Consider the following 17759-nt stretch of genomic DNA (forward strand, 5'->3'; position numbering starts at 1 on the left):
CACCCATGGCAACGCTTGAAATCCGAGACCTGCACGTCACCGTCGAGGCCGACAACGCCACGAAGGAGATCCTCAAGGGCGTCGACCTCACCGTGAAGCAGGGCGAGACGCACGCCATCATGGGCCCCAACGGCTCCGGCAAGTCGACCCTCGCCTACTCGCTGGCGGGTCACCCCAAGTACACGATCACCGGCGGCACCGTCACCCTCGACGGCGAGGACGTCCTGGAGATGTCCGTCGACGAGCGCGCCCGCGCCGGCCTCTTCCTCGCCATGCAGTACCCGGTCGAGGTCCCCGGCGTCTCCGTCTCCAACTTCCTGCGCACCTCCGCCACCGCCGTCCGCGGCGAGGCCCCCAAGCTGCGGCACTGGGTCAAGGAGGTCAAGGAGGCCATGGAGCGCCTCAACATGGACCCCTCCTTCGCCGAGCGCAACGTCAACGAGGGCTTCTCCGGCGGTGAGAAGAAGCGCCACGAGATCCTTCAGCTGGAGCTGCTCAAGCCGAAGATCGCGGTCCTCGACGAGACCGACTCCGGCCTGGACGTCGACGCCCTGCGCGTCGTCTCCGAGGGCGTCAACCGGGTCCGCGAGACCGGCGAGGTCGGCACCCTGCTGATCACGCACTACACGCGCATCCTGCGCTACATCAAGCCCGACCACGTCCACGTCTTCGCCAACGGCCGCATCGCCGAGTCCGGCGGCGCCGAGCTGGCCGACAAGCTGGAGGCCGAGGGCTACGAGGCATACACGAAGGGCGGCGCATCCGAGTGACACAGCTGCCGGGCCTCCTCGACACCGAGGCGATCCGCAAGGACTTCCCCATCCTGGACCGCCAGGTCCACGACGGCCGGAAACTCGTCTACCTCGACAACGCCGCGACCTCGCAGACCCCCCGCCAGGTCATCGACGTGCTCGACGAGTACTACGAGCAGCACAACGCCAACGTCCACCGTGGCGTGCACGTCCTCGCCGAGGAGGCCACGGCGCTGTACGAGGGCGCGCGTGACAAGGTCGCGGAGTTCATCAACGCGCCCTCGCGCAACGAGGTGATCTTCACCAAGAACGCCTCGGAGTCCCTCAACCTGGTCGCCAACATGCTGGGCTGGGCCGACGACCCCTACCGCGTGGACCACGAGACCGAGATCGTCATCACGGAGATGGAGCACCACTCCAACATCGTGCCGTGGCAGCTGCTCGCGCAGCGCACCGGTGCGAAGCTCCGCTGGTTCGGTCTCACGGACGACGGCCGCCTGGACCTGTCCAACATCGACGAGGTCATCACCGAGAAGACGAAGATCGTCTCCTTCGTGCTGGTCTCCAACATCCTGGGCACCCAGAACCCGGTCGAGGCGATCGTGCGCCGCGCCCAGGAGGTCGGCGCGCTGGTGTGCGTCGACGCCTCCCAGGCCGCACCGCACATGCCGCTGGACGTGCAGGCCCTCCAGGCCGACTTCGTGGCCTTCACCGGCCACAAGATGTGCGGCCCGACCGGCATCGGCGTCCTGTGGGGCCGCCAGGAGCTGCTCGAGGACCTGCCCCCGTTCCTCGGCGGCGGCGAGATGATCGAGACCGTCTCGATGCACTCCTCCACCTACGCACCTGCCCCGCACAAGTTCGAGGCGGGCACGCCCCCGATCGCGGGTGCGGTCGGCCTGGGCGCCGCGATCGACTACCTGAACTCGATCGGCATGGACAGGATCCTCGCCCACGAGCACGCGCTGACCGAGTACGCGGTCAAGCGCCTGCTGGAGGTCCCCGACCTGCGCATCATCGGCCCCACCACGGCCGAGGAGCGCGGCGCGGCGATCTCCTTCACGCTGGGGGACATCCACCCGCACGACGTGGGCCAGGTCCTCGACGAGCAGGGCATCGCGGTCCGGGTCGGCCACCACTGCGCCCGCCCCGTCTGCCTGCGCTACGGAATTCCTGCGACCACGCGAGCGTCGTTCTATCTGTACTCCACGCCGGCCGAGATCGACGCACTGGTCGACGGCCTGGAGCACGTACGGAACTTCTTCGGCTGACGGGACGAGCGAAGAGCATGAAGCTGGACTCCATGTACCAGGAAGTCATCCTGGACCACTACAAGAACCCGCACGGGCGGGGCTTGCGGGATGGCGACGCCGAGGTCCACCACGTCAACCCCACCTGCGGGGACGAGATCACGCTCCGCGTGAAGTACGACGGCACGACGATCAGCGACGTCAGCTACGAGGGCCAGGGCTGCTCCATCAGCCAGGCGAGCGCCTCCGTGCTGAACGACCTGCTGGTCGGCAAGGACCTGGCCCAGGCGCAGCGGATCCAGGAGACCTTCCTGGAGCTGATGCAGTCCAAGGGCAGGATCGAGCCCGACGACGCGATGGAGGAGGTCCTGGAGGACGCGGTCGCGTTCGCCGGGGTCTCGAAGTACCCGGCCCGGGTCAAGTGCGCCCTGCTGAGCTGGATGGCCTGGAAGGACGCGACGGCCCAGGCGCTGGACGGCGCCGACGCCGAGAAGGAGACGACGGCATGAGCGAGACCCTGGAGATGAAGCCGGCCTCGGAGGAGGAACTCCGCGAGGCCCTGATGGACGTCGTGGACCCCGAGCTGGGCATCGACGTCGTCAACCTCGGCCTGATCTACGGCATCCACGTCGACGACGCGAACATCGCGACGATCGACATGACGCTGACGTCGGCGGCCTGCCCGTTGACGGACGTGATCGAGGACCAGGCCAAGTCCGCCACGGACGGCCTGGTCAGCGAGTTGCGCATCAACTGGGTCTGGATGCCGCCGTGGGGCCCCGACAAGATCACGGACGACGGCCGCGAGCAGCTGCGCGCGCTCGGGTTCAACGTCTGAGCCACACCGGCGACCTCGTTTCGGAGAACGGCGACACCCTCGGGTGTCGCCGTTCCCGTGTCCGCGCCCGTCCCCGTTATGTACGCTCGTACACATGGGATATCTGCTCCTGGCCGGAGCCATCGCCGCCGAGGTCGCCGGCACCACCGCCATGAAGTACAGCGAGGGCTTCAGCAGACTGGTGCCCTCCCTGCTGACGGCCCTCGGATACCTGCTCTCCTTCTCACTGCTCGCCCAGACCCTGAAGGTCCTGTCCATGGGGACCGCCTACGCGATCTGGGCCGGGGTGGGCACGGCCGCCATCGCTGCCATCGGGATGGCCTTCATGGGGGAGGGGATGACGGCGACCAAGGCCGCCGGGATCGCGCTGATCATCATCGGTGTCGTCGTCCTCAATCTGGGCGGGGCGCACTGATGCCCCGCCGCCACGACCCCGAGCGCCGACAGCGCCTCATCGACGCCGCGATCCGCGTCGTCGGCCGTGCGGGCATCGCCGGGCTCAGCCACCGCACCGTGGCCGCCGAGGCGGACGTGCCGCTCGGCTCCACCACCTACCACTTCGCGACCCTCGACGACCTCATGGTCGCCGCCCTGCGCCAGGCCAACGAGGGCTTCGCCAAGGTCGTCGCCGCCCACCCCGCGCTCTGCGACCCCGAGTCCGACCTGCCCGCCGAACTGGCCCGCGTCCTCGGCGAATGGCTCGGCGGCGACCGCACCGGCGTGGAGCTGGAGTACGAGCTGTACCTCGCCGCCCTGCGCCGCCCCGCGCTGCGCCCGGTCGCCGCGGAGTGGGCCGAGGGCGTGGGCGCCCTGCTCGCCGCCCGCACGGACCCCACCACGGCCCGCGCCCTGGTCGCCGTACTCGACGGCATCTGCCTCCAGGTCCTGCTGACGGACACGCCGTACGACGAGGAGTACGCCCGGGAGGTGCTGGCCCGGCTGGTCCCCGCGCCCGGCACCCGAGACGGCCGGGGTCCCGGCTCGCATCCACCGGCGACCGCCGGTTAGGTTGCCCTCATGACCGACACGACTGCTCCCCGCACCACCGGCGCCGTGGCCGCCGGCCTCGCCACGATCGCCGCCGACGGCACCGTCCTCGACACCTGGTTCCCGGCCCCCGAACTGACCGCCGAGCCCGGCCCGTCCGGTACCGAGCGCCTGAGCGCCGAACAGGCCGCCGAACTCCTCGGCGGCGGCGCCACCGCGGCGGTCGGCCCGGACGCCCGCCGGGGCGTCGAGGTGGTCGCGGTCCGCACGGTCATCTCCTCGCTGGACGAGAAGCCGGTCGACACGCACGACGTCTACCTGCGCCTGCACCTGCTCTCCCACCGCCTGGTCGAGCCGCACGGCCAGAGCCTGGACGGCATCTTCGCCCACCTCGCCAACGTCGCCTGGACCTCACTGGGCCCGGTCGCCGTCGACGACATCGAGAAGGTGCGCCTCAACGCCCGCGCCGAGGGCCTGCACCTCCAGGTCACCTCGATCGACAAGTTCCCCCGCATGACGGACTACGTCGCCCCCAAGGGCGTGCGCATCGCCGACGCCGACCGCGTCCGGCTCGGCGCACACCTGGCCGAGGGCACCACCGTCATGCACGAGGGCTTCGTCAACTTCAACGCCGGCACGCTCGGCACCTCGATGGTCGAGGGCCGCATCTCCGCCGGCGTCGTCGTCGGCGACGGCTCCGACATCGGCGGCGGCGCCTCCACCATGGGCACCCTCTCCGGCGGCGGCAACGTCCGCATCGTCATCGGCGAGCGCTGCCTGGTCGGCGCCGAGGCGGGCGTCGGGATCGCGCTGGGCGACGAGTGCGTGGTCGAGGCCGGCCTCTACGTCACCGCGGGCACCCGCGTCACGATGCCCGACGGCCAGGTCGTCAAGGCCCGCGAACTCTCCGGCGCCGACAACATCCTCTTCCGCCGCAACTCGGTCACCGGCACGGTCGAGGCCCGCCCGAACAACGCGGTGTGGGGGGGCCTGAACGAGGTACTGCACAGCCACAACTGACGGCACGTCCGCCGAGCGCCCTTCCTGCCCGTCGCGGGGAGGGCGCTCGCACGTACGGACGAGTGGCCGTGGCGGATGAACGCCTGGGAAGAAGAGCGAGCGGGGTGTGGCGCGCCTGCCGGCCAGGGTGGGCGCCGCGGTGCCGGTGTGCCGTGGGCCGGTGTGGGCCGCCGGGGCCGCCGGTGGACGTGCTGGAGCACACCCTGCTGTTCGGGGACGGCTACGCCCGGAACTGAGCGGTGCCGGCGGTCAGTTCCGCGTGGGCGGTCAGCAGGCCGGCCGTGGTCTCCCGGTCCGCGGGCCGCAGCGGTGCGCGGACCGGGCCCGCGGGCAGGTCCAGCGCGCCGAGGAGGGCCTTGGCGGTGACCGTGCCGGGCAGGCCCGACGCCGTCATCGCCTCGATGAGCGGGACCGCCCGGCGCTGGAGCAGAGCGGCCCGCCCGGTGTCGCCCGCGTCGAAGGCGTCCAGGACGGCACGGAACAGCTCCGGCGCGACGTTGGCGACGGTGCTGACACAGCCCGCCGCGCCGATCGCGTAGAGGGCCAGGACCTGTTCGTCGCAGCCCGCGTAGTACGCGAGACCGGTGCGGGACAGCACCTTCTGGGTGCCGAGGAGGTCGTACGAGCAGTCCTTGACGGCGACGATCCTCGGGTGCCCGGCGAGTCGGACCAGGGTGTCGGGCTCGATGCGGGTGCCGGTGCGGCCCGGGATGTCGTAGAGCATCACCGGCAGGCCGCTCGCGTCGGCGACCTCGCGGAAGTGCGCCTCCAGGGCGTCCTGCGGGGGCCTGCTGTAGTACGGGGCGACGACCAGGAGTCCGTCCGCGCCGGCCTTCTCGGCGGCCACGGCCAGTTCCACGGTGTGCCGGGTGTCCGCGGTGCCGATCCCCGCGACGAGTGCGGCGCGGTCCCCGACGGCTTCCCTGACCGCCGTCACCAGTGCCGCCTTCTCGGCGTCCGTGGTGGTCGGCGACTCGCCCGTGGTGCCGGACAGCACGAGGCCGTCGCAGCCCCGCGAGACCAGCCGCTCGGCGAGGCGCCGGGCACCGTCGAGGTCGAGGGTGCCCGACTCGGTGAAGGGCGTGACCATGGCGCACAGGGTGCGGCCGAAGGGGGCGCGGCGGTCGTCTTCTGTCGTCATGGGAGTAGTGTCGGCCGACCGATGGTGTAGCTCCACTTAATTCTTCTACGAGGTGTATGTAAGGAATGCTTCAGCGTGAGGGGGTGCCGTGCCGGTGCGGGTAGTGCCGTCCGCGCCGGGGTACCCGGGGTGCTCCGAACCGAGAGGAGGCGGGAACACCGTGACCGGAACCATGCACACCAGGCCGGTGCGCGACGAGCAGCACTCCGTGGGCGAACTCGTCGGGCAGGCCACCGAACAGCTCTCCCGGCTCGTGCGCCAGGAAGTGGCCCTCGCCAAGATGGAACTGGCGGAGAAGGGCAAGCGGGCCGGGCGCGGCGGCGGAATGCTCGGTGCCGCGGGCGCCATCGCCTACGTGGGCCTGTTCGCCCTGGCCGGCACGGCCGCCGCCGCGCTCTCGCTGGTACTGCCCGTATGGGCGGCGGCGCTCATCGTCACGGCGGCGCTCTTCGTGATCGCCGGCGTACTGGCCATGACCGGTCGCGCCCAGCTCCGCCGGGCCGTGCCACCCAAGCCCGAGGAAGCCCTCGGCAGCGTCAGGGCCGACGTGGACCAGATCAGGGAAAGGGCACATCGATGACCGACGCGACGAGCCGGGACGGTACGAGGAGCGGCTCCACCGCGCAGCCGGTCGGCGGGGCCAAAGGCCCCGACGAGCTGCGGCAGCAGATCGAACAGACCCGCGGACAGCTCGGCGACACCGTGGAGGAGCTGGCGGGCAAGGCCGACGTGAAGGGCCGAGCCAAGGCCCGGGCCGCCGATCTGAAGGACAAGGCCGGTGCCATGAGCGTGCAACTGCGCAGCTCCGCCGCGCATGCCGGGCACGCCGTGCAGGGCAGGGCGGGCCGGGCCGGTCACGCCGCGCACGACAAGGCGGACCGCGCCCGGGACACCGCGGAGCTGCACACCCCGCCGGGACGGGCGCGGGGCGCGGTGCGCGCGGGGCTCGGTCACCCGCGCGCCGTGCTGGTCGCCGGGGCGGCGGCGGGCGTGGTGGTCGCGGCGAGCCTCGTGCGGCGCCGTCAGCACGGGCACTGCTGAGGCGCGCACGGGGAACGACGCGGTGTGGCGAGGGGCTCCGGGCGGGGCCCCTCGCCACGTGCGTCCCGCCGGAACCGGCAGAGGCTTGACCTCAACCTTGGTCGAGGTCGGAGGGTGGTGCGTGCACCGGTCGTGTCCAGCGGCCGTGTGCACCGACCGCGCGTACACACCGCGCACCCGACGACCCCACGATCACCGGAGGCCGGCATGACCCGCCGCACCGACGCCCATCCCCGGCTCGACCGCCCCGACGTCCTGGCGCCCTTCTTCAGCACCTGGAGGGTGGGCACGCCGGAACGGCAGCGGCAGACCGTCGACGCCATCGCCCGCGCCTGGGGGAGGCGGCCCTGGCCCGGCGAAGACCTGCGCGGCTACCACGTCTACACCGGGCACGACGGCAGCACCCTGCTGCACCACTCCCAGTGGGCGAGCGAGCAGGCGTACGAGGCCTTCGCGAAGACACACCGGCAGGAGCGCGTCGACGAGATCGACACCGCCGTGCCGGGCATCGAACGGCTCGGGCTCGGCAGGTACCGGCGCTACCGCAGCGCGACCCGCGAGGACCGGGCCGCGGCCGTCGCCCCCGGCTGCATCGTGATCGTCGACGTCGAGTTCGAGTCGCCCGACGCCGACCGGCAGCGCGCCTGGGTCGACGCCGTCTTCGAGGCACTGGAGAGCGAGCCGAACCCGCGCCCCGGCGGCATCTCCGCCCACTTCCATCTCGGCACCGACGGCACCCGCGTCCTCAACTACGCCGAGTGGGAGAGCGCGCGGGCCCACCTCGACGCCCTCGCCGCACCCGGCGACGGTGTCGGCTCGGCGACCCCCCAGTGGGAGCGGGTGCAGAACTGGCCGGGCCTGAAGAACAGCACGGTCAACCGCTACGACCACGCGCTGGGCCTCGTGCCCCGCTGAAGCCGGACCCGCCCCCCACCGGGGCCCTGTTACGGACGGAACCGCAGCACCTGCGGGTCGTGGTCGCTGATCTGGTCGTGGAACTCGCTGTTGACGTGCACGCTGTCGTAGGACAGGTGACCGTCCCGGCGGACCGACGGGCTGACCAGGATCTGGTCCAGGACCTGGCTGTTGCCCTGGTACACGTACGAGTAGCGCTCACTCCTGGGCAGCGACTTCACCGCCGACCACAGGGCGCCGTCGTCCTCCAGGAGCCGGGCGGTCTTCGAGAACTCGAAGTCGTTGATGTCGCCGAGGGCGACGACGTCCGCGTTTTTCTGGGCGGCCAGGATCCCCTTGACGAAGGTGTTCACCACCTTCGCCTGGGCGTGGCGCTGGGTCTCCGAACCGCGCGACGGCGGCTGGTACTGCGCCGTCAGACCCTGGTCGCCGCCCTTGGAGTTGAAGTGGTTGGCGACCACGAAGACCGTCCGGCCGCGGAAGACGAACTCGCCGGCCAGCGGCTTGCGGCTGTCCTCCCAGGCCGGGTTCGCCGGGTCCACCCGGCCGGGGGAGAGGGTCAGCGCCGCCTTGCCGCGCACCTTGCGCACCCCGGTCGCCGTGGTGGCGTCGCCGCCCGCCCGGTCGGTGAACGAGACCCGCTCGGGGTTGAACAGGAACGCCTGGCGGATGTTGCCGCCGGGCTCGCCGCCGTCCGCCTTGTCGACCGGGTCGATGCCCCGCCAGTCGTAGCGCGGGCCGCCGGCCGCGACGATCGCGTCGATCAGCTTGCCGACCGTCGCGTCGGCCGTCACCGTGCCGTCGTCCGTGGCGCCGTTGTCGTCCTGGATCTCCTCCAGCGACACGATGTCCGGCGACTTCAGGTTGTGCACGATCGCCTCGGCGTGCGCGGCGAACGTGTCGTCCGACGGGTCGAGGTTCTCCACGTTGTACGTCGCCACCGCCAGCTCGCGTCCGCTCTGCCGGCGCGTCGACTCGCGCTCCGTGCCGCCGCGTTCCAGGGCGCCGATCTCGCCCGCGACCAGGGTGTAGCCGCCGTACTGGTTGTAGTCCATCGGACCGGCGGTGGTGCCGGCCAGCGTGTCGCCCACGTCGGCGGCGGGGAAGTCGGCCGGCGTGCCCAGCGACTGGATCTGCAGCCGGCCGGTGTTCTGGTCGTCGTAGGAGCCGTAGACCGTGCCGCCGCGGCGGTTCGGGTTCTCCCAGGGCTTCACCGTGACCCACAGCTCGGTGTACGGGTCCGAGGCGCCCACCACACGGGCGTCGGCGACCCGGACGTTCATGCCCTCCAGGGACTCGTAGTAGTCCAGGGCGTACTTCGCGGGCTTCAGCGGCAGGGCGTTGACCGACCCGTTCGCGCTCCGGTCGCCCTCGGGGGCGTACGCGCGCGGCACGGAGCGGGCGGAGACGGTCGTCGGGGCGGGGACCGCGTTGCCGCTCGAGACGACGGCGACCGCCGGGCGGGTGATCTCGGTCACCGACTGGTTCCCCGAGGACGTGCCGCCGGGCACGTACTCCGAGACCGTGCCGGAGACGGTGACCGCGTCACCGACGGCCACCTCGGGGGCCTTGCTCGTGAAGACGAAGACGCCCTCACTGGTGGCCGGGTCGGCGTCCGGCCGCGGGTCCTGCATCCAGAAGCCCTTGGAGGAGCCGTAGTCGCGGACGCCGGTGACGATTCCGGCCACGTCCGTGACCTGCTTCCCGGCGTACGGGGACAGCCTGGTGCTGCCCTGGATGTCGTGGACGCGCACGGGGTCGGCCGGGGCGGAACCGGCGTGCGCGGGCACGGTGAGGACGACGGTGGACGCCGCCGAGCAGACGGCGGCGACGGTGAGCGCGGCGAGGCGCGCGGAGGACTTGCTGGCCAACGGATCCCTCCGGGGACGTGTCGTGGCACCGGGACGAGGGCGGGGTGCGAGGGGCAACCGGGCGCACACCGGACAGGTGGGACCTGAGTGAACACCTGTCCCCCCGGCCCGCCCCCGCTTTCTACGCGCGTCAATCTCCTGCTTGGTCACGCCGGTTGTCAAGGTTTCGGCCATGTACACCACCCGTCGGGGAGATGAACCGGGCGGCATGGGTGGAAACCCGTCTAGGCTGAGCCGTTGAGCCGTACGCGGCCCGGATCCGGATGAGCTCCGGGCGGGGCCGTACGGCGGTCGAAAGGCGCGCGAGGAGAAACTTCCGATGTCAGACAGCTCCACCCTGCCGCCCGCACGGCTGCGCCCCGAAGCGGAGCTGGCCCGCGACGCGCTGTCCGCGCCCGTGCTGGCCCGGGCCGTGCGGCTGGCCCGCTGGGCCGGCCCCGGCACCCGCGTCGACGCCGGGGGCGGACTCGTCGAGGAACAGCTGCCCGCGGCGGCCGAACAGCTCGGGCTGAGCGGGGACGACGCCGCCGCGTACGCGAGCGAGGCCTGGCGGATCGCCGTGGACACCGGGCTCGTCGACATCACCGACGAGGAGGCCGGCACCGTGGCCACGGGCGAGGACCTCGCCCTGCTCACCGGCTCCCCCCAGGACGTGCTCGGCGTCTGGCTCACCGCCCTGGAGGCGGTCCTCGCCGACGCGAGCGTGCCCGACCTCGACGACCTGGTCGACGCGATGGCCGAGGGCGGCGAGGTCGACCTCTCCTCCCTCGACTGGGACCCCGACGCCGAGTCCGAGTTCCTCGACGGCGTGCTCGGCAACCTCTACCTGCTCACCGTCGGCGAGGAGGGCCCCGGCGACGCCCCGGTGCCGCTGCCCGCGCTGGCCGCCTCCGTGATCGTGCCCAGCGACATGGGCGAGCCGAGCAACGAGGTCCTGGAGCAGGTGTCGGACGCGATGATGCGCCTGGACGACCAGTTCCGGCTGCTCGAGCCGATCGGCCTCGTCGAGTACCAGCCGGTCGACGAGGCGCTCATGGCCGACGCCGACGAGGAGCCGGCCGCCCCCGTCGACGAGGCCGACGTCTCCCGCTACGGCATGGTGCGGCTCACCCCGCTCGGCCTGTACGGGCTGCGCGCCCGGCTCCTGGACGCCGGCTTCGAGGCACCCGCCGTCGGCGACCTCGCCGGCAAGGGCGCCGACGCGCTGCTCGACGGCACCGCCCCCTTCCCGCCGGCCGCCGCCCACGCCGAGACCGAGCTGTGGCTGGCCGGACGGGGCCCGCTCGACGCCGCCCGCGAACTCCTCGCGGCGGCCCGCGGTTCCGACACCGGCGCGCCGCTGCGCCGGCTCCGCTGCCAGCAGGCGCTCTCCCTCGTCGGCGCGGAGGCCGAGCCCGCGCTGCGGGAAGTCCTCGACGACGCCGAACTGGGCGGCCTGGCCCGGGTGTGGCTCACCGAGCACGGCGCCCGGGACGTGCCGGCCCCGCCGCAGGAGATGGTCTTCTGGCTGACCGTCGACACGGTCGCCGCGCAGCTCGCCGCCGAGGGCAACTCCGAGGAACTGCGCGCCCTGGTGGAGGGCCTGGCCCAGCAGCACAGCGGCTTCTTCGACACGGCCTGGCGGGTCGAGCACCCGGCCACGCCGGACGTCCTGGAGGCGATGGGGCGGCTGCACCCCGACAAGAAGATCGCCAAGGAGGCCCGCAAGGCGGCGTTCAAGGCACGCTCCCAGCAGGGCGGCTGACGGGCCCGGAACAGCGAGCACCGGGCCCCGCCCCGCCGTCCCGGGGAGCCGCCCCGGCGTGGTGGCCGGCGGCCGAGGGGGGCGGCGGGCGGCGGGCCAGGTGGCGGCCGTCTGGGCGTCCGTGGGTGGTGTGCCGGGGGCCGGAGAGGTCTTCGCCAGTTCAACTCCCGTTCAGGGACCGGCGGGAGTCCCGTTCAGACGCGGGCGGAACCGTGACGCCGGACCGAGGTCCGCCACCCTCCACGGCCCGCCCACCGTCACAGGAGACACCATGTCGCTCACCCGCAGGGACTTTGCCGGCCGATCCGCGCTCACCGGCGCCGGAGTCGTGCTGGCGGGCAGCGTCGGCGCCCTCGCCACCGCCCCGAACGCCCTCGCGTCCACGGACACCGACGGCACGGGGGAGGAGCACGGCCGCGGCCACGACCACGGTCACCACCACGGCGGGGTCGGCTACGGACCGCTGGTTCCCGACCCGGACGGCATCCTCGCCCTCCCCGCCGGCTTCCGGTACGAGATCATCACCTACTCCGGCCGGACCAGGCTGGAGTCCGGCGAGTACACCCCGTCCAACCACGACGGCACCGCCACCTTCGACGGCCCGCGCGGCACCACCCTCCTCGTCAACAACCACGAACTCGGCGGCCACCGCGACGAGTGGCCGCACCCCGTGCCGCTCACCGAGGGCCTCGTCTACGACCCGGCCGCCGCCGGCGGCTGCACCGTCGTCGAGGTCCGCCGCGGCGGCCACGTCGCGGAGTGGGTCGGCATCGCCGGCACCGCCACCAACTGCGCCGGCGGCAGCACCCCGTGGGGCACCTGGCTGACCTGCGAGGAGACCGAGGACCGGGCCGGTTCCAACGGCATGACCAAGGACCACGGCTACGTCTTCGAGGTCGACCCCGAGGACCGCCGCGCCAACCGCGACCCCCGGCCGGTCAAGGCGCTCGGCCGCTACGCCCACGAGGCCGTCGTCGTCGACCCCAAGCGCGGCCACCTGTTCCTCACCGAGGACGCCTCCGGCCCGAACGGCCTGCTCTACCGCTGGACCCCGCCGGAGCACTTCCGGCACGGCCGCGGCCGGCTGCGCACCCTCGCCGACGACGCCGGGGTCCTCCAGGCCTTCAAGTGCTTCGACTCCGGCGGCAAGTTCGTCGACGACCTCTCCCGCGCGACGAAGACCGGCACCGTCTACGGCGTCGACTGGGTCGACGTCCCCGACCGCGACGCGAGGACCACCTCCGTGCGCAAGCAGTTCACCGCGGGCGAGGTCACCCGCGCACGCAAGCTGGAGGGCATGTGGTGGGCCGACGGCGGCGCCTACATCGTCTCCTCCTACGCCCGTGACGAGAGCCCCGGCCGCCCGCACGACGGCCAGGTCTGGTTCTACGACCCCAAGCGCCGCACCCTGACCCTGAAGGTGCTGCTCGGCGTCAACCCCGACCCGTCCGCCGACGGCGCCTTCGACGGCCCCGACAACATCACCGTCTCCCCGTACGGCGGCCTGGTCGTCGCCGAGGACGGCGAGGGCGTCCAGCACCTGTTCGGCGCCACCGACAGCGGCCGCACCTACCCCATCGCCCGCAACGAACTGAACCTGGGCACCGAGGACGACCCCGAGTACAGCGAGTTCACCGGCGTCACCTTCTCGCCCGACGGCCGGACCCTCTACGCCAACATCCAGACGCCGGGCATCATGCTGGCTATCACGGGCCCGTGGAAGCGCCAGAAGCGCCGGTAATTAATTCGGTCGCCCGAGCGACGGCCGCCCTTTTAGAGTGATGAACGTCCAGGTGCGAAGGCAGGACCTACTTCCACTCATAATGGGGCGGCCGCGGGTTCGAATCCCGTCACCGGCACAACGCGCCGGTGTAGCTCAGAGGTTGGAGCACCTTGTCGGTTCCGCCGACCTGAACTCTGGACACCCAAGACTTCACGCACTTCCCGGTGCGCGGGCCGCGGCTACTTCTTCTCTCCAAAGAATCCCATGCCGCCGTCCACTTGATCTCGGGAGGCGCAGCAGCGAAGAGTGCCCGGTGCGCAGGCAGCGGATACTTCCTTTGACCGGACGGTTGCGGGTTCGAGTCCCGTCATCGACTTCGGGTCGGTGTAGCTCAATTCGGCAGAGCATCCGGACAGTCCCGTCGCCGATTCAGACCTCGGGCACCCTTCTGCTGCCGTGTCTCCCTCCGAAAACGTTCGAGCATTCGAGAATTCGGGGGAATTCACCATGGCGCGATTCAACTCCAGGACCGCCGCGAAGACGCAGCCGACCTCGCGCGTGACCTCGACCGGCCGGGTGCTGCGCACCTGCGAGGGCGGCCGGGGCACCGAGCGCGACGCGCGCTCCGAGCTCTACCTGCTCGCGGTGGCCGACTTCGTGTCCCAGCAGACCTTCTACGAGTCCGGCGCCGCCCGCGACGACCGCTTCGCCGCCCTCGTGCGCGAGCTCGCCGTCACCGACCCGTCCTGGACGGCCGGGCTGCTCGGCTGGTTGCGCGGCGAGGGCAACCTGCGCACCGCCTCGATCGTCGGCGCCGCCGAGTACGTCAAGGCCCGCCTCGACTCCGGAGTCACCGACGGGCCGACGAACCGGCGGGTCGTCGCCTCCGTGCTGCGGCGGCCCGACGAGCCCGGCGAGCTGCTCGCCTACTGGACCGCGGTCTGCGGGCGCGCCGTGCCCAAGCCGGTCAAGCGGGGTGTCGCCGACGCCGTACGACGGCTGTACCACGGCAAGTCGCTGCTGAAGTACGACACCGCGTCCAGGGGATTCCGCTTCGGCGACATCCTCAACCTGGTGCACGCGGCGCCCGACCCGGACAAGCCGTGGCAGGGCGAGCTGTTCCAGTACGCCCTCGACCGCCGGCACAACCCGGACACCGCGGTGCCGCCCGCCTCGAACCGTGTACTGACCGCGCACCGCGAGCTGATGGCGCTGCCCGTCGGCCGGCGGCGCGCGGTGGCCACGGCGCCCGACGGTGCCGAGCGGCTCGCGGCGGCGGGCATCACCTGGGAGATGCTGGCCGGCTGGCTCCAGGGCCCGATGGACAAGGCCGCCTGGGAAGCGGTGATCCCGTCCATGGGGCCGATGGCGCTGCTCCGCAACCTGCGCAATTTCGACGAGGCCGGTGTCTCGGACGAGGTCGCGGACCGGGTGGCGGCGCGGATCAGCGACCCGGCCGAGGTGGCGCGCTCGCGGCAGTTCCCCTTCCGCTACCTCGCCGCGTACCGGCACGCCCCGTCGCTGCGCTGGTCGTACCCGCTGGAGCGGGCGCTCGGTCACTCGCTGGCCAACGTGCCCGCGCTGCCCGGCCGGACGCTGGTCCTCGTGGACCGTTCGGGCTCGATGTTCTACTCGCGGATGTCGGACCGCTCCGAGCTGACCCGGGCCGACGCGGCGGCGGTCTTCGGCGCGGCGGTGGCGCTGCGTGCGGCCGACGCCGACCTGGTGGAGTTCGGTTCGTCGAGCAACCGCGTGAAGTACCGCGAGGGCGAGTCGGTGCTGAAGATCCTTGACCGCTTCGGAGATCTCGGTGGCACCGACACCACCGAGGCGGTACGGCGCCACTACAAGAAGCACGACCGGGTGCTGATCGTCACCGACGAGCAGTACGCCCACAGCCGGTACGGCGACCCGACCGAGCAGGTCCCGGCGAACGTGCCGGTCTACACCTGGAACCTCGCCGGGTACCGGGCGGGCCACGGTCCGTCGGGCCGGGCGAACCGGCACACCTTCGGCGGGCTCTCCGACGCCGCGTTCCGGATGGTTCCGCTGCTCGAGGCGGGCCGGGACGCCGCCTGGCCGTGGGAGGACCGCACCGGGCACGCGCGGTAGGGTGCCCGGAAGGTTGCCCGGTGTGCAGGGAGGGGCTGTGGCGCAGGTCAGGCCCATGCGGGCGGATGCCCGGCGTAATCGCGAGCGGCTGCTGGCGGTGGCGGCGGAGGCGTTCGCCGAGCACGGTGAGGGTGCCTCCCTGGACGACATCGCCCGCCGTGCGGGGGTGGGCGTCGGCACCCTCTACCGGCACTTTCCGACGCGGCAGGCGCTGCTGGAGGCCGCCTACCTGGGGCGCCTCGAAGCGATCGCGGCCCGCGCCGACGTGATCGCGGCGGCGCGGGCGCCGGGCGCGGCGCTCCTGGCGTGGCTCCAGGAGCTGGCCGCCGGGATGCTTCAGGTGCGCGGGCTGAAGGCACTGCTGGGCACCGCCGTCACGGGCGGCGGACCCGCGTGCGGCGACTGTGTGCGCGGCGCGGCGACCCGGCTCGTGCGGGCCGCGCAGGAGGCCGGTGCCCTGCGGCGGGACGTCGAGCCGGTCGAGGTGCTGCGGCTGCTGCACGGGGTGGTGACGGCGGCCGAGGCGGCCGACGAGGTGGGCGGGGCCGCCGTGCGGCGGTATCTGGCGCTGCTCATGGAGGGACTGGCGAGGCCGTAGGGGCACCGCCCGGCCGGGGGCACCCCTGCGGCCCGGTCGGCTACAGCGCCTGCGCGGCCGGCTTCACCATGCCGCGGACCGTGCGGGACTTGATGAAGTCGCCCATGGCGGTCATCTCCCACTCGCCGGAGTACTGGCGGATCAGCTTCGCCATCATCACGCCGGTCTGCGGCTCGGCGCTGGTGAGGTCGAAGCGGACCAGCTCCTCGCCGGTGGCGGCGTCCAGCAGGCGGCAGTAGGCCTTGGCGACCTCGGTGAACTTCTGGCCCGAGAACGAGTTCACCGTGAAGACCAGGCCGCTGACCTCCTGCGGGAGCCGGCCGAGGTCGACGACGATCACCTCGTCGTCGCCGCCGCCCTCACCGGTCAGGTTGTCGCCGGAGTGCTTGATCGCGCCGTTCACGATGGAGAGCTTGCCGAAGTAGCAGCTGTCGATGTGATTGCGCTGCGGGCCGTAGGCGATGACCGACGCGTCCAGGTCGATGTCCTTGCCGCGGTACGCCGGCTCCCAGCCGAGGCCCATCTTGATCTGGGAGAGCACCGGGCGGCCGCCCTTGACCAGGGACACCGTCTGGTTCTTCTGGAGGCTGACGCGGCCCTTGTCGAGGTTGATCTTGCCGCTGCCCGGGGCGGGGGCCGGCGGGGCGGCGGGCGGGGCGGGCGGAGTGGCGGGCATCGTGGGCGCGGCGGCGGGCGGCGGGGGTGTGGCCGCGTGGGACCGCTGCGGGGCCGCCGGCTGCGCCGGGGGAGCGGCCGGCGCGGGCTCCTCCACCGTGACGCCGAAGTCGGTCGCGATGCCCGCCAGGCCGTTGGCGTAGCCCTGGCCGACCGCGCGGGCCTTCCAGGCGCCGCCTCGCAGGTAGACCTCGACGATCACCAGGGCGGTCTCGGTGCCGAGCTGCGGGGGTGTGAAGGTGGCGAGGACGGAGCCGTCGTCCGCGTTGCGGATGGTGGCGGTCGGTTCGATGCCCTGGAAGGTCTGGCCGGCGGCGTCCGGGCTGGCGGTGACGACGATCTTCTCGATGCCCGGCGGGACGGCGGCGGTGTCGACCGTGATCGCGTCCGGGGCGGTGCCGCCGCCGGAGCGGTAGGTCACGCCCTGGCCGGTGGGCTGGTTGTAGAAGATGAAGTCGTCGTCGGAGCGCACCTTGCCGTCGGCGGTGAGCAGCAGGCCCGATACGTCGAGCCGCACGGGCGCGGCGACGTCCACCGTCACGCGGGCGGCGGAGAGGGGGATGTTCGAGCCGGGGGTCATAGCTGTCATGCCGGGTGAACGAGCGAGGGCGTTTTACCGTTCCCTTACCCGGCGGCCAATCGGGTCAGGGCCGTGTCCTGCCCGGTCAGCGGCGGTTTCGGGGGTGGTTGCGGGCCGTACGTTCGTTGCCGTGCTTGTAGTTGCCGGTCCAGCGGGCCATGACCAGCTGCGGGTCGCCCGCCGTGACCTCTTCGAGGAAGCGGGCGGCTCGGGAGCCGTTGAGGGTGGTGGCGGGGCGGTTGTGGTGGGTGATGTGGACGGTGCCGGACGCGGTGGCGGTGTAGGCGAAGCCGTGGGGTTGGGGCATGCGGGGATCGTACGGGGGGTGGGGGCGGCGGGCTCGGGGTTTTCGCCCCCGCCGCCCCTTCCCGTTCCCGTCCCGGGGGGGGGGGGGGGGGCCCCCCCCCCCCCCCCCCCCCCCGCCGCCCCGGCCCCCCCCCCCCCCGCCCCGCGGGGGGGGGGGGGGGGGGGGGGGGGGGGCGCGGCCGCCCCCCCCCCCCCCCGCGCCCCGC

Annotated in this window: 18 protein-coding genes; 14 read left to right on the plus strand and 4 right to left on the minus strand. The window is 72.6% G+C overall.

Annotated elements, in window-relative coordinates; translation table 11 throughout:
- Positions 1 to 5 precede the first annotated feature (5 nt).
- From sufC to dapD, 7 genes are all read left to right on the plus strand, one after another.
- Entirely contained in the window at positions 6 to 770 is a 765-nt protein-coding gene (gene sufC, locus ACIQFU_RS37405) for a Fe-S cluster assembly ATPase SufC (protein WP_161168736.1), read from the plus strand.
- Positions 767 to 2023: a cysteine desulfurase gene (locus tag ACIQFU_RS37410; protein WP_402557749.1), complete on the plus strand. Its 1257-nt coding sequence runs from the start codon at positions 767 to 769 to the stop codon at positions 2021 to 2023. The genes sufC and ACIQFU_RS37410 overlap by 4 nt, the downstream gene beginning before the upstream one ends.
- A gap of 17 nt (positions 2024 to 2040) precedes the next feature.
- Positions 2041 to 2511: a Fe-S cluster assembly sulfur transfer protein SufU gene (sufU, locus tag ACIQFU_RS37415; protein ID WP_030868583.1), complete on the plus strand. Its 471-nt coding sequence runs from the start codon at positions 2041 to 2043 to the stop codon at positions 2509 to 2511.
- On the plus strand, positions 2508 to 2840 hold the full coding sequence (locus ACIQFU_RS37420) for a metal-sulfur cluster assembly factor (RefSeq protein WP_059301801.1): 333 nt from the start codon (positions 2508 to 2510) through the stop codon (positions 2838 to 2840). The genes sufU and ACIQFU_RS37420 overlap by 4 nt, the downstream gene beginning before the upstream one ends.
- Positions 2841 to 2934: 94 nt before the next feature.
- Complete coding sequence (locus ACIQFU_RS37425) at positions 2935 to 3255, plus strand: multidrug efflux SMR transporter (protein ID WP_373902194.1); 321 nt, start codon at positions 2935 to 2937, stop codon at positions 3253 to 3255.
- A complete protein-coding gene (locus ACIQFU_RS37430; RefSeq protein ID WP_402557751.1) occupies positions 3255 to 3848 on the plus strand; it encodes a TetR/AcrR family transcriptional regulator in 594 nt (197 codons plus the stop codon). Before ACIQFU_RS37425 ends, ACIQFU_RS37430 begins: the two co-directional genes overlap by 1 nt.
- 9 nt (positions 3849 to 3857) lie before the next feature.
- Positions 3858 to 4847: a 2,3,4,5-tetrahydropyridine-2,6-dicarboxylate N-succinyltransferase gene (gene dapD / locus ACIQFU_RS37435; protein WP_402557752.1), complete on the plus strand. Its 990-nt coding sequence runs from the start codon at positions 3858 to 3860 to the stop codon at positions 4845 to 4847.
- Between the two features lie 220 nt (positions 4848 to 5067).
- Here the strand turns inward: dapD and dapA are convergent, their stop codons facing one another.
- On the minus strand, positions 5068 to 5988 hold the full coding sequence (gene dapA / locus ACIQFU_RS37440; RefSeq protein ID WP_402557753.1) for a 4-hydroxy-tetrahydrodipicolinate synthase: 921 nt from the start codon (positions 5986 to 5988) through the stop codon (positions 5068 to 5070).
- 160 nt (positions 5989 to 6148) lie between these two features.
- Here dapA and ACIQFU_RS37445 point away from each other — a divergent pair, with 160 nt between their 5' ends.
- From ACIQFU_RS37445 to ACIQFU_RS37455, 3 genes are all read left to right on the plus strand, one after another.
- Entirely contained in the window at positions 6149 to 6568 is a 420-nt protein-coding gene (locus ACIQFU_RS37445) for a phage holin family protein (RefSeq protein WP_402557755.1), read from the plus strand.
- Complete coding sequence (locus ACIQFU_RS37450) at positions 6565 to 7029, plus strand: DUF3618 domain-containing protein (RefSeq protein WP_402557757.1); 465 nt, start codon at positions 6565 to 6567, stop codon at positions 7027 to 7029. The genes ACIQFU_RS37445 and ACIQFU_RS37450 overlap by 4 nt, the downstream gene beginning before the upstream one ends.
- Positions 7030 to 7236: 207 nt before the next feature.
- Positions 7237 to 7944, plus strand: a complete 708-nt coding sequence (locus tag ACIQFU_RS37455) for an antibiotic biosynthesis monooxygenase (protein ID WP_402557759.1) — start codon at positions 7237 to 7239, stop codon at positions 7942 to 7944.
- Positions 7945 to 7973: 29 nt separating this feature from the next.
- Here ACIQFU_RS37455 and ACIQFU_RS37460 read toward each other — a convergent pair whose 3' ends face one another.
- Positions 7974 to 9815, minus strand: coding sequence for an endonuclease/exonuclease/phosphatase family protein (locus ACIQFU_RS37460; protein ID WP_402557761.1), 1842 nt, complete (start codon positions 9813 to 9815; stop codon positions 7974 to 7976).
- A gap of 319 nt (positions 9816 to 10134) precedes the next feature.
- Here ACIQFU_RS37460 and ACIQFU_RS37465 point away from each other — a divergent pair, with 319 nt between their 5' ends.
- The 4 genes from ACIQFU_RS37465 (at position 10135) to ACIQFU_RS37480 (ending at position 15992) form a co-directional block, all read left to right on the plus strand.
- Positions 10135 to 11559, plus strand: coding sequence for a hypothetical protein (locus ACIQFU_RS37465; protein WP_402557763.1), 1425 nt, complete (start codon positions 10135 to 10137; stop codon positions 11557 to 11559).
- 271 nt (positions 11560 to 11830) lie between these two features.
- Positions 11831 to 13300: an alkaline phosphatase PhoX gene (locus tag ACIQFU_RS37470; protein WP_402557765.1), complete on the plus strand. Its 1470-nt coding sequence runs from the start codon at positions 11831 to 11833 to the stop codon at positions 13298 to 13300.
- A gap of 489 nt (positions 13301 to 13789) precedes the next feature.
- Positions 13790 to 15394, plus strand: a complete 1605-nt coding sequence (locus ACIQFU_RS37475) for a TROVE domain-containing protein (protein ID WP_402557766.1) — start codon at positions 13790 to 13792, stop codon at positions 15392 to 15394.
- A gap of 37 nt (positions 15395 to 15431) precedes the next feature.
- Positions 15432 to 15992, plus strand: a complete 561-nt coding sequence (locus tag ACIQFU_RS37480) for a TetR/AcrR family transcriptional regulator (RefSeq protein WP_402557767.1) — start codon at positions 15432 to 15434, stop codon at positions 15990 to 15992.
- 40 nt (positions 15993 to 16032) lie between these two features.
- Here the strand turns inward: ACIQFU_RS37480 and ACIQFU_RS37485 are convergent, their stop codons facing one another.
- Both ACIQFU_RS37485 and ACIQFU_RS37490 read right to left on the minus strand, forming a co-directional pair.
- The gene (locus ACIQFU_RS37485; RefSeq protein ID WP_402557771.1) at positions 16033 to 17247 is read right to left on the minus strand and encodes a TerD family protein; all 1215 of its coding nucleotides are present in this window, start codon (positions 17245 to 17247) and stop codon (positions 16033 to 16035) included.
- 85 nt (positions 17248 to 17332) lie between these two features.
- Complete coding sequence (locus ACIQFU_RS37490; protein WP_402557769.1) at positions 17333 to 17554, minus strand: hypothetical protein; 222 nt, start codon at positions 17552 to 17554, stop codon at positions 17333 to 17335.
- Positions 17555 to 17759 lie beyond the last annotated feature (205 nt).

The organism is Streptomyces sp. NPDC093065 (assembly GCF_044754585.1).
Lineage (GTDB): Bacteria > Actinomycetota > Actinomycetes > Streptomycetales > Streptomycetaceae > Streptomyces.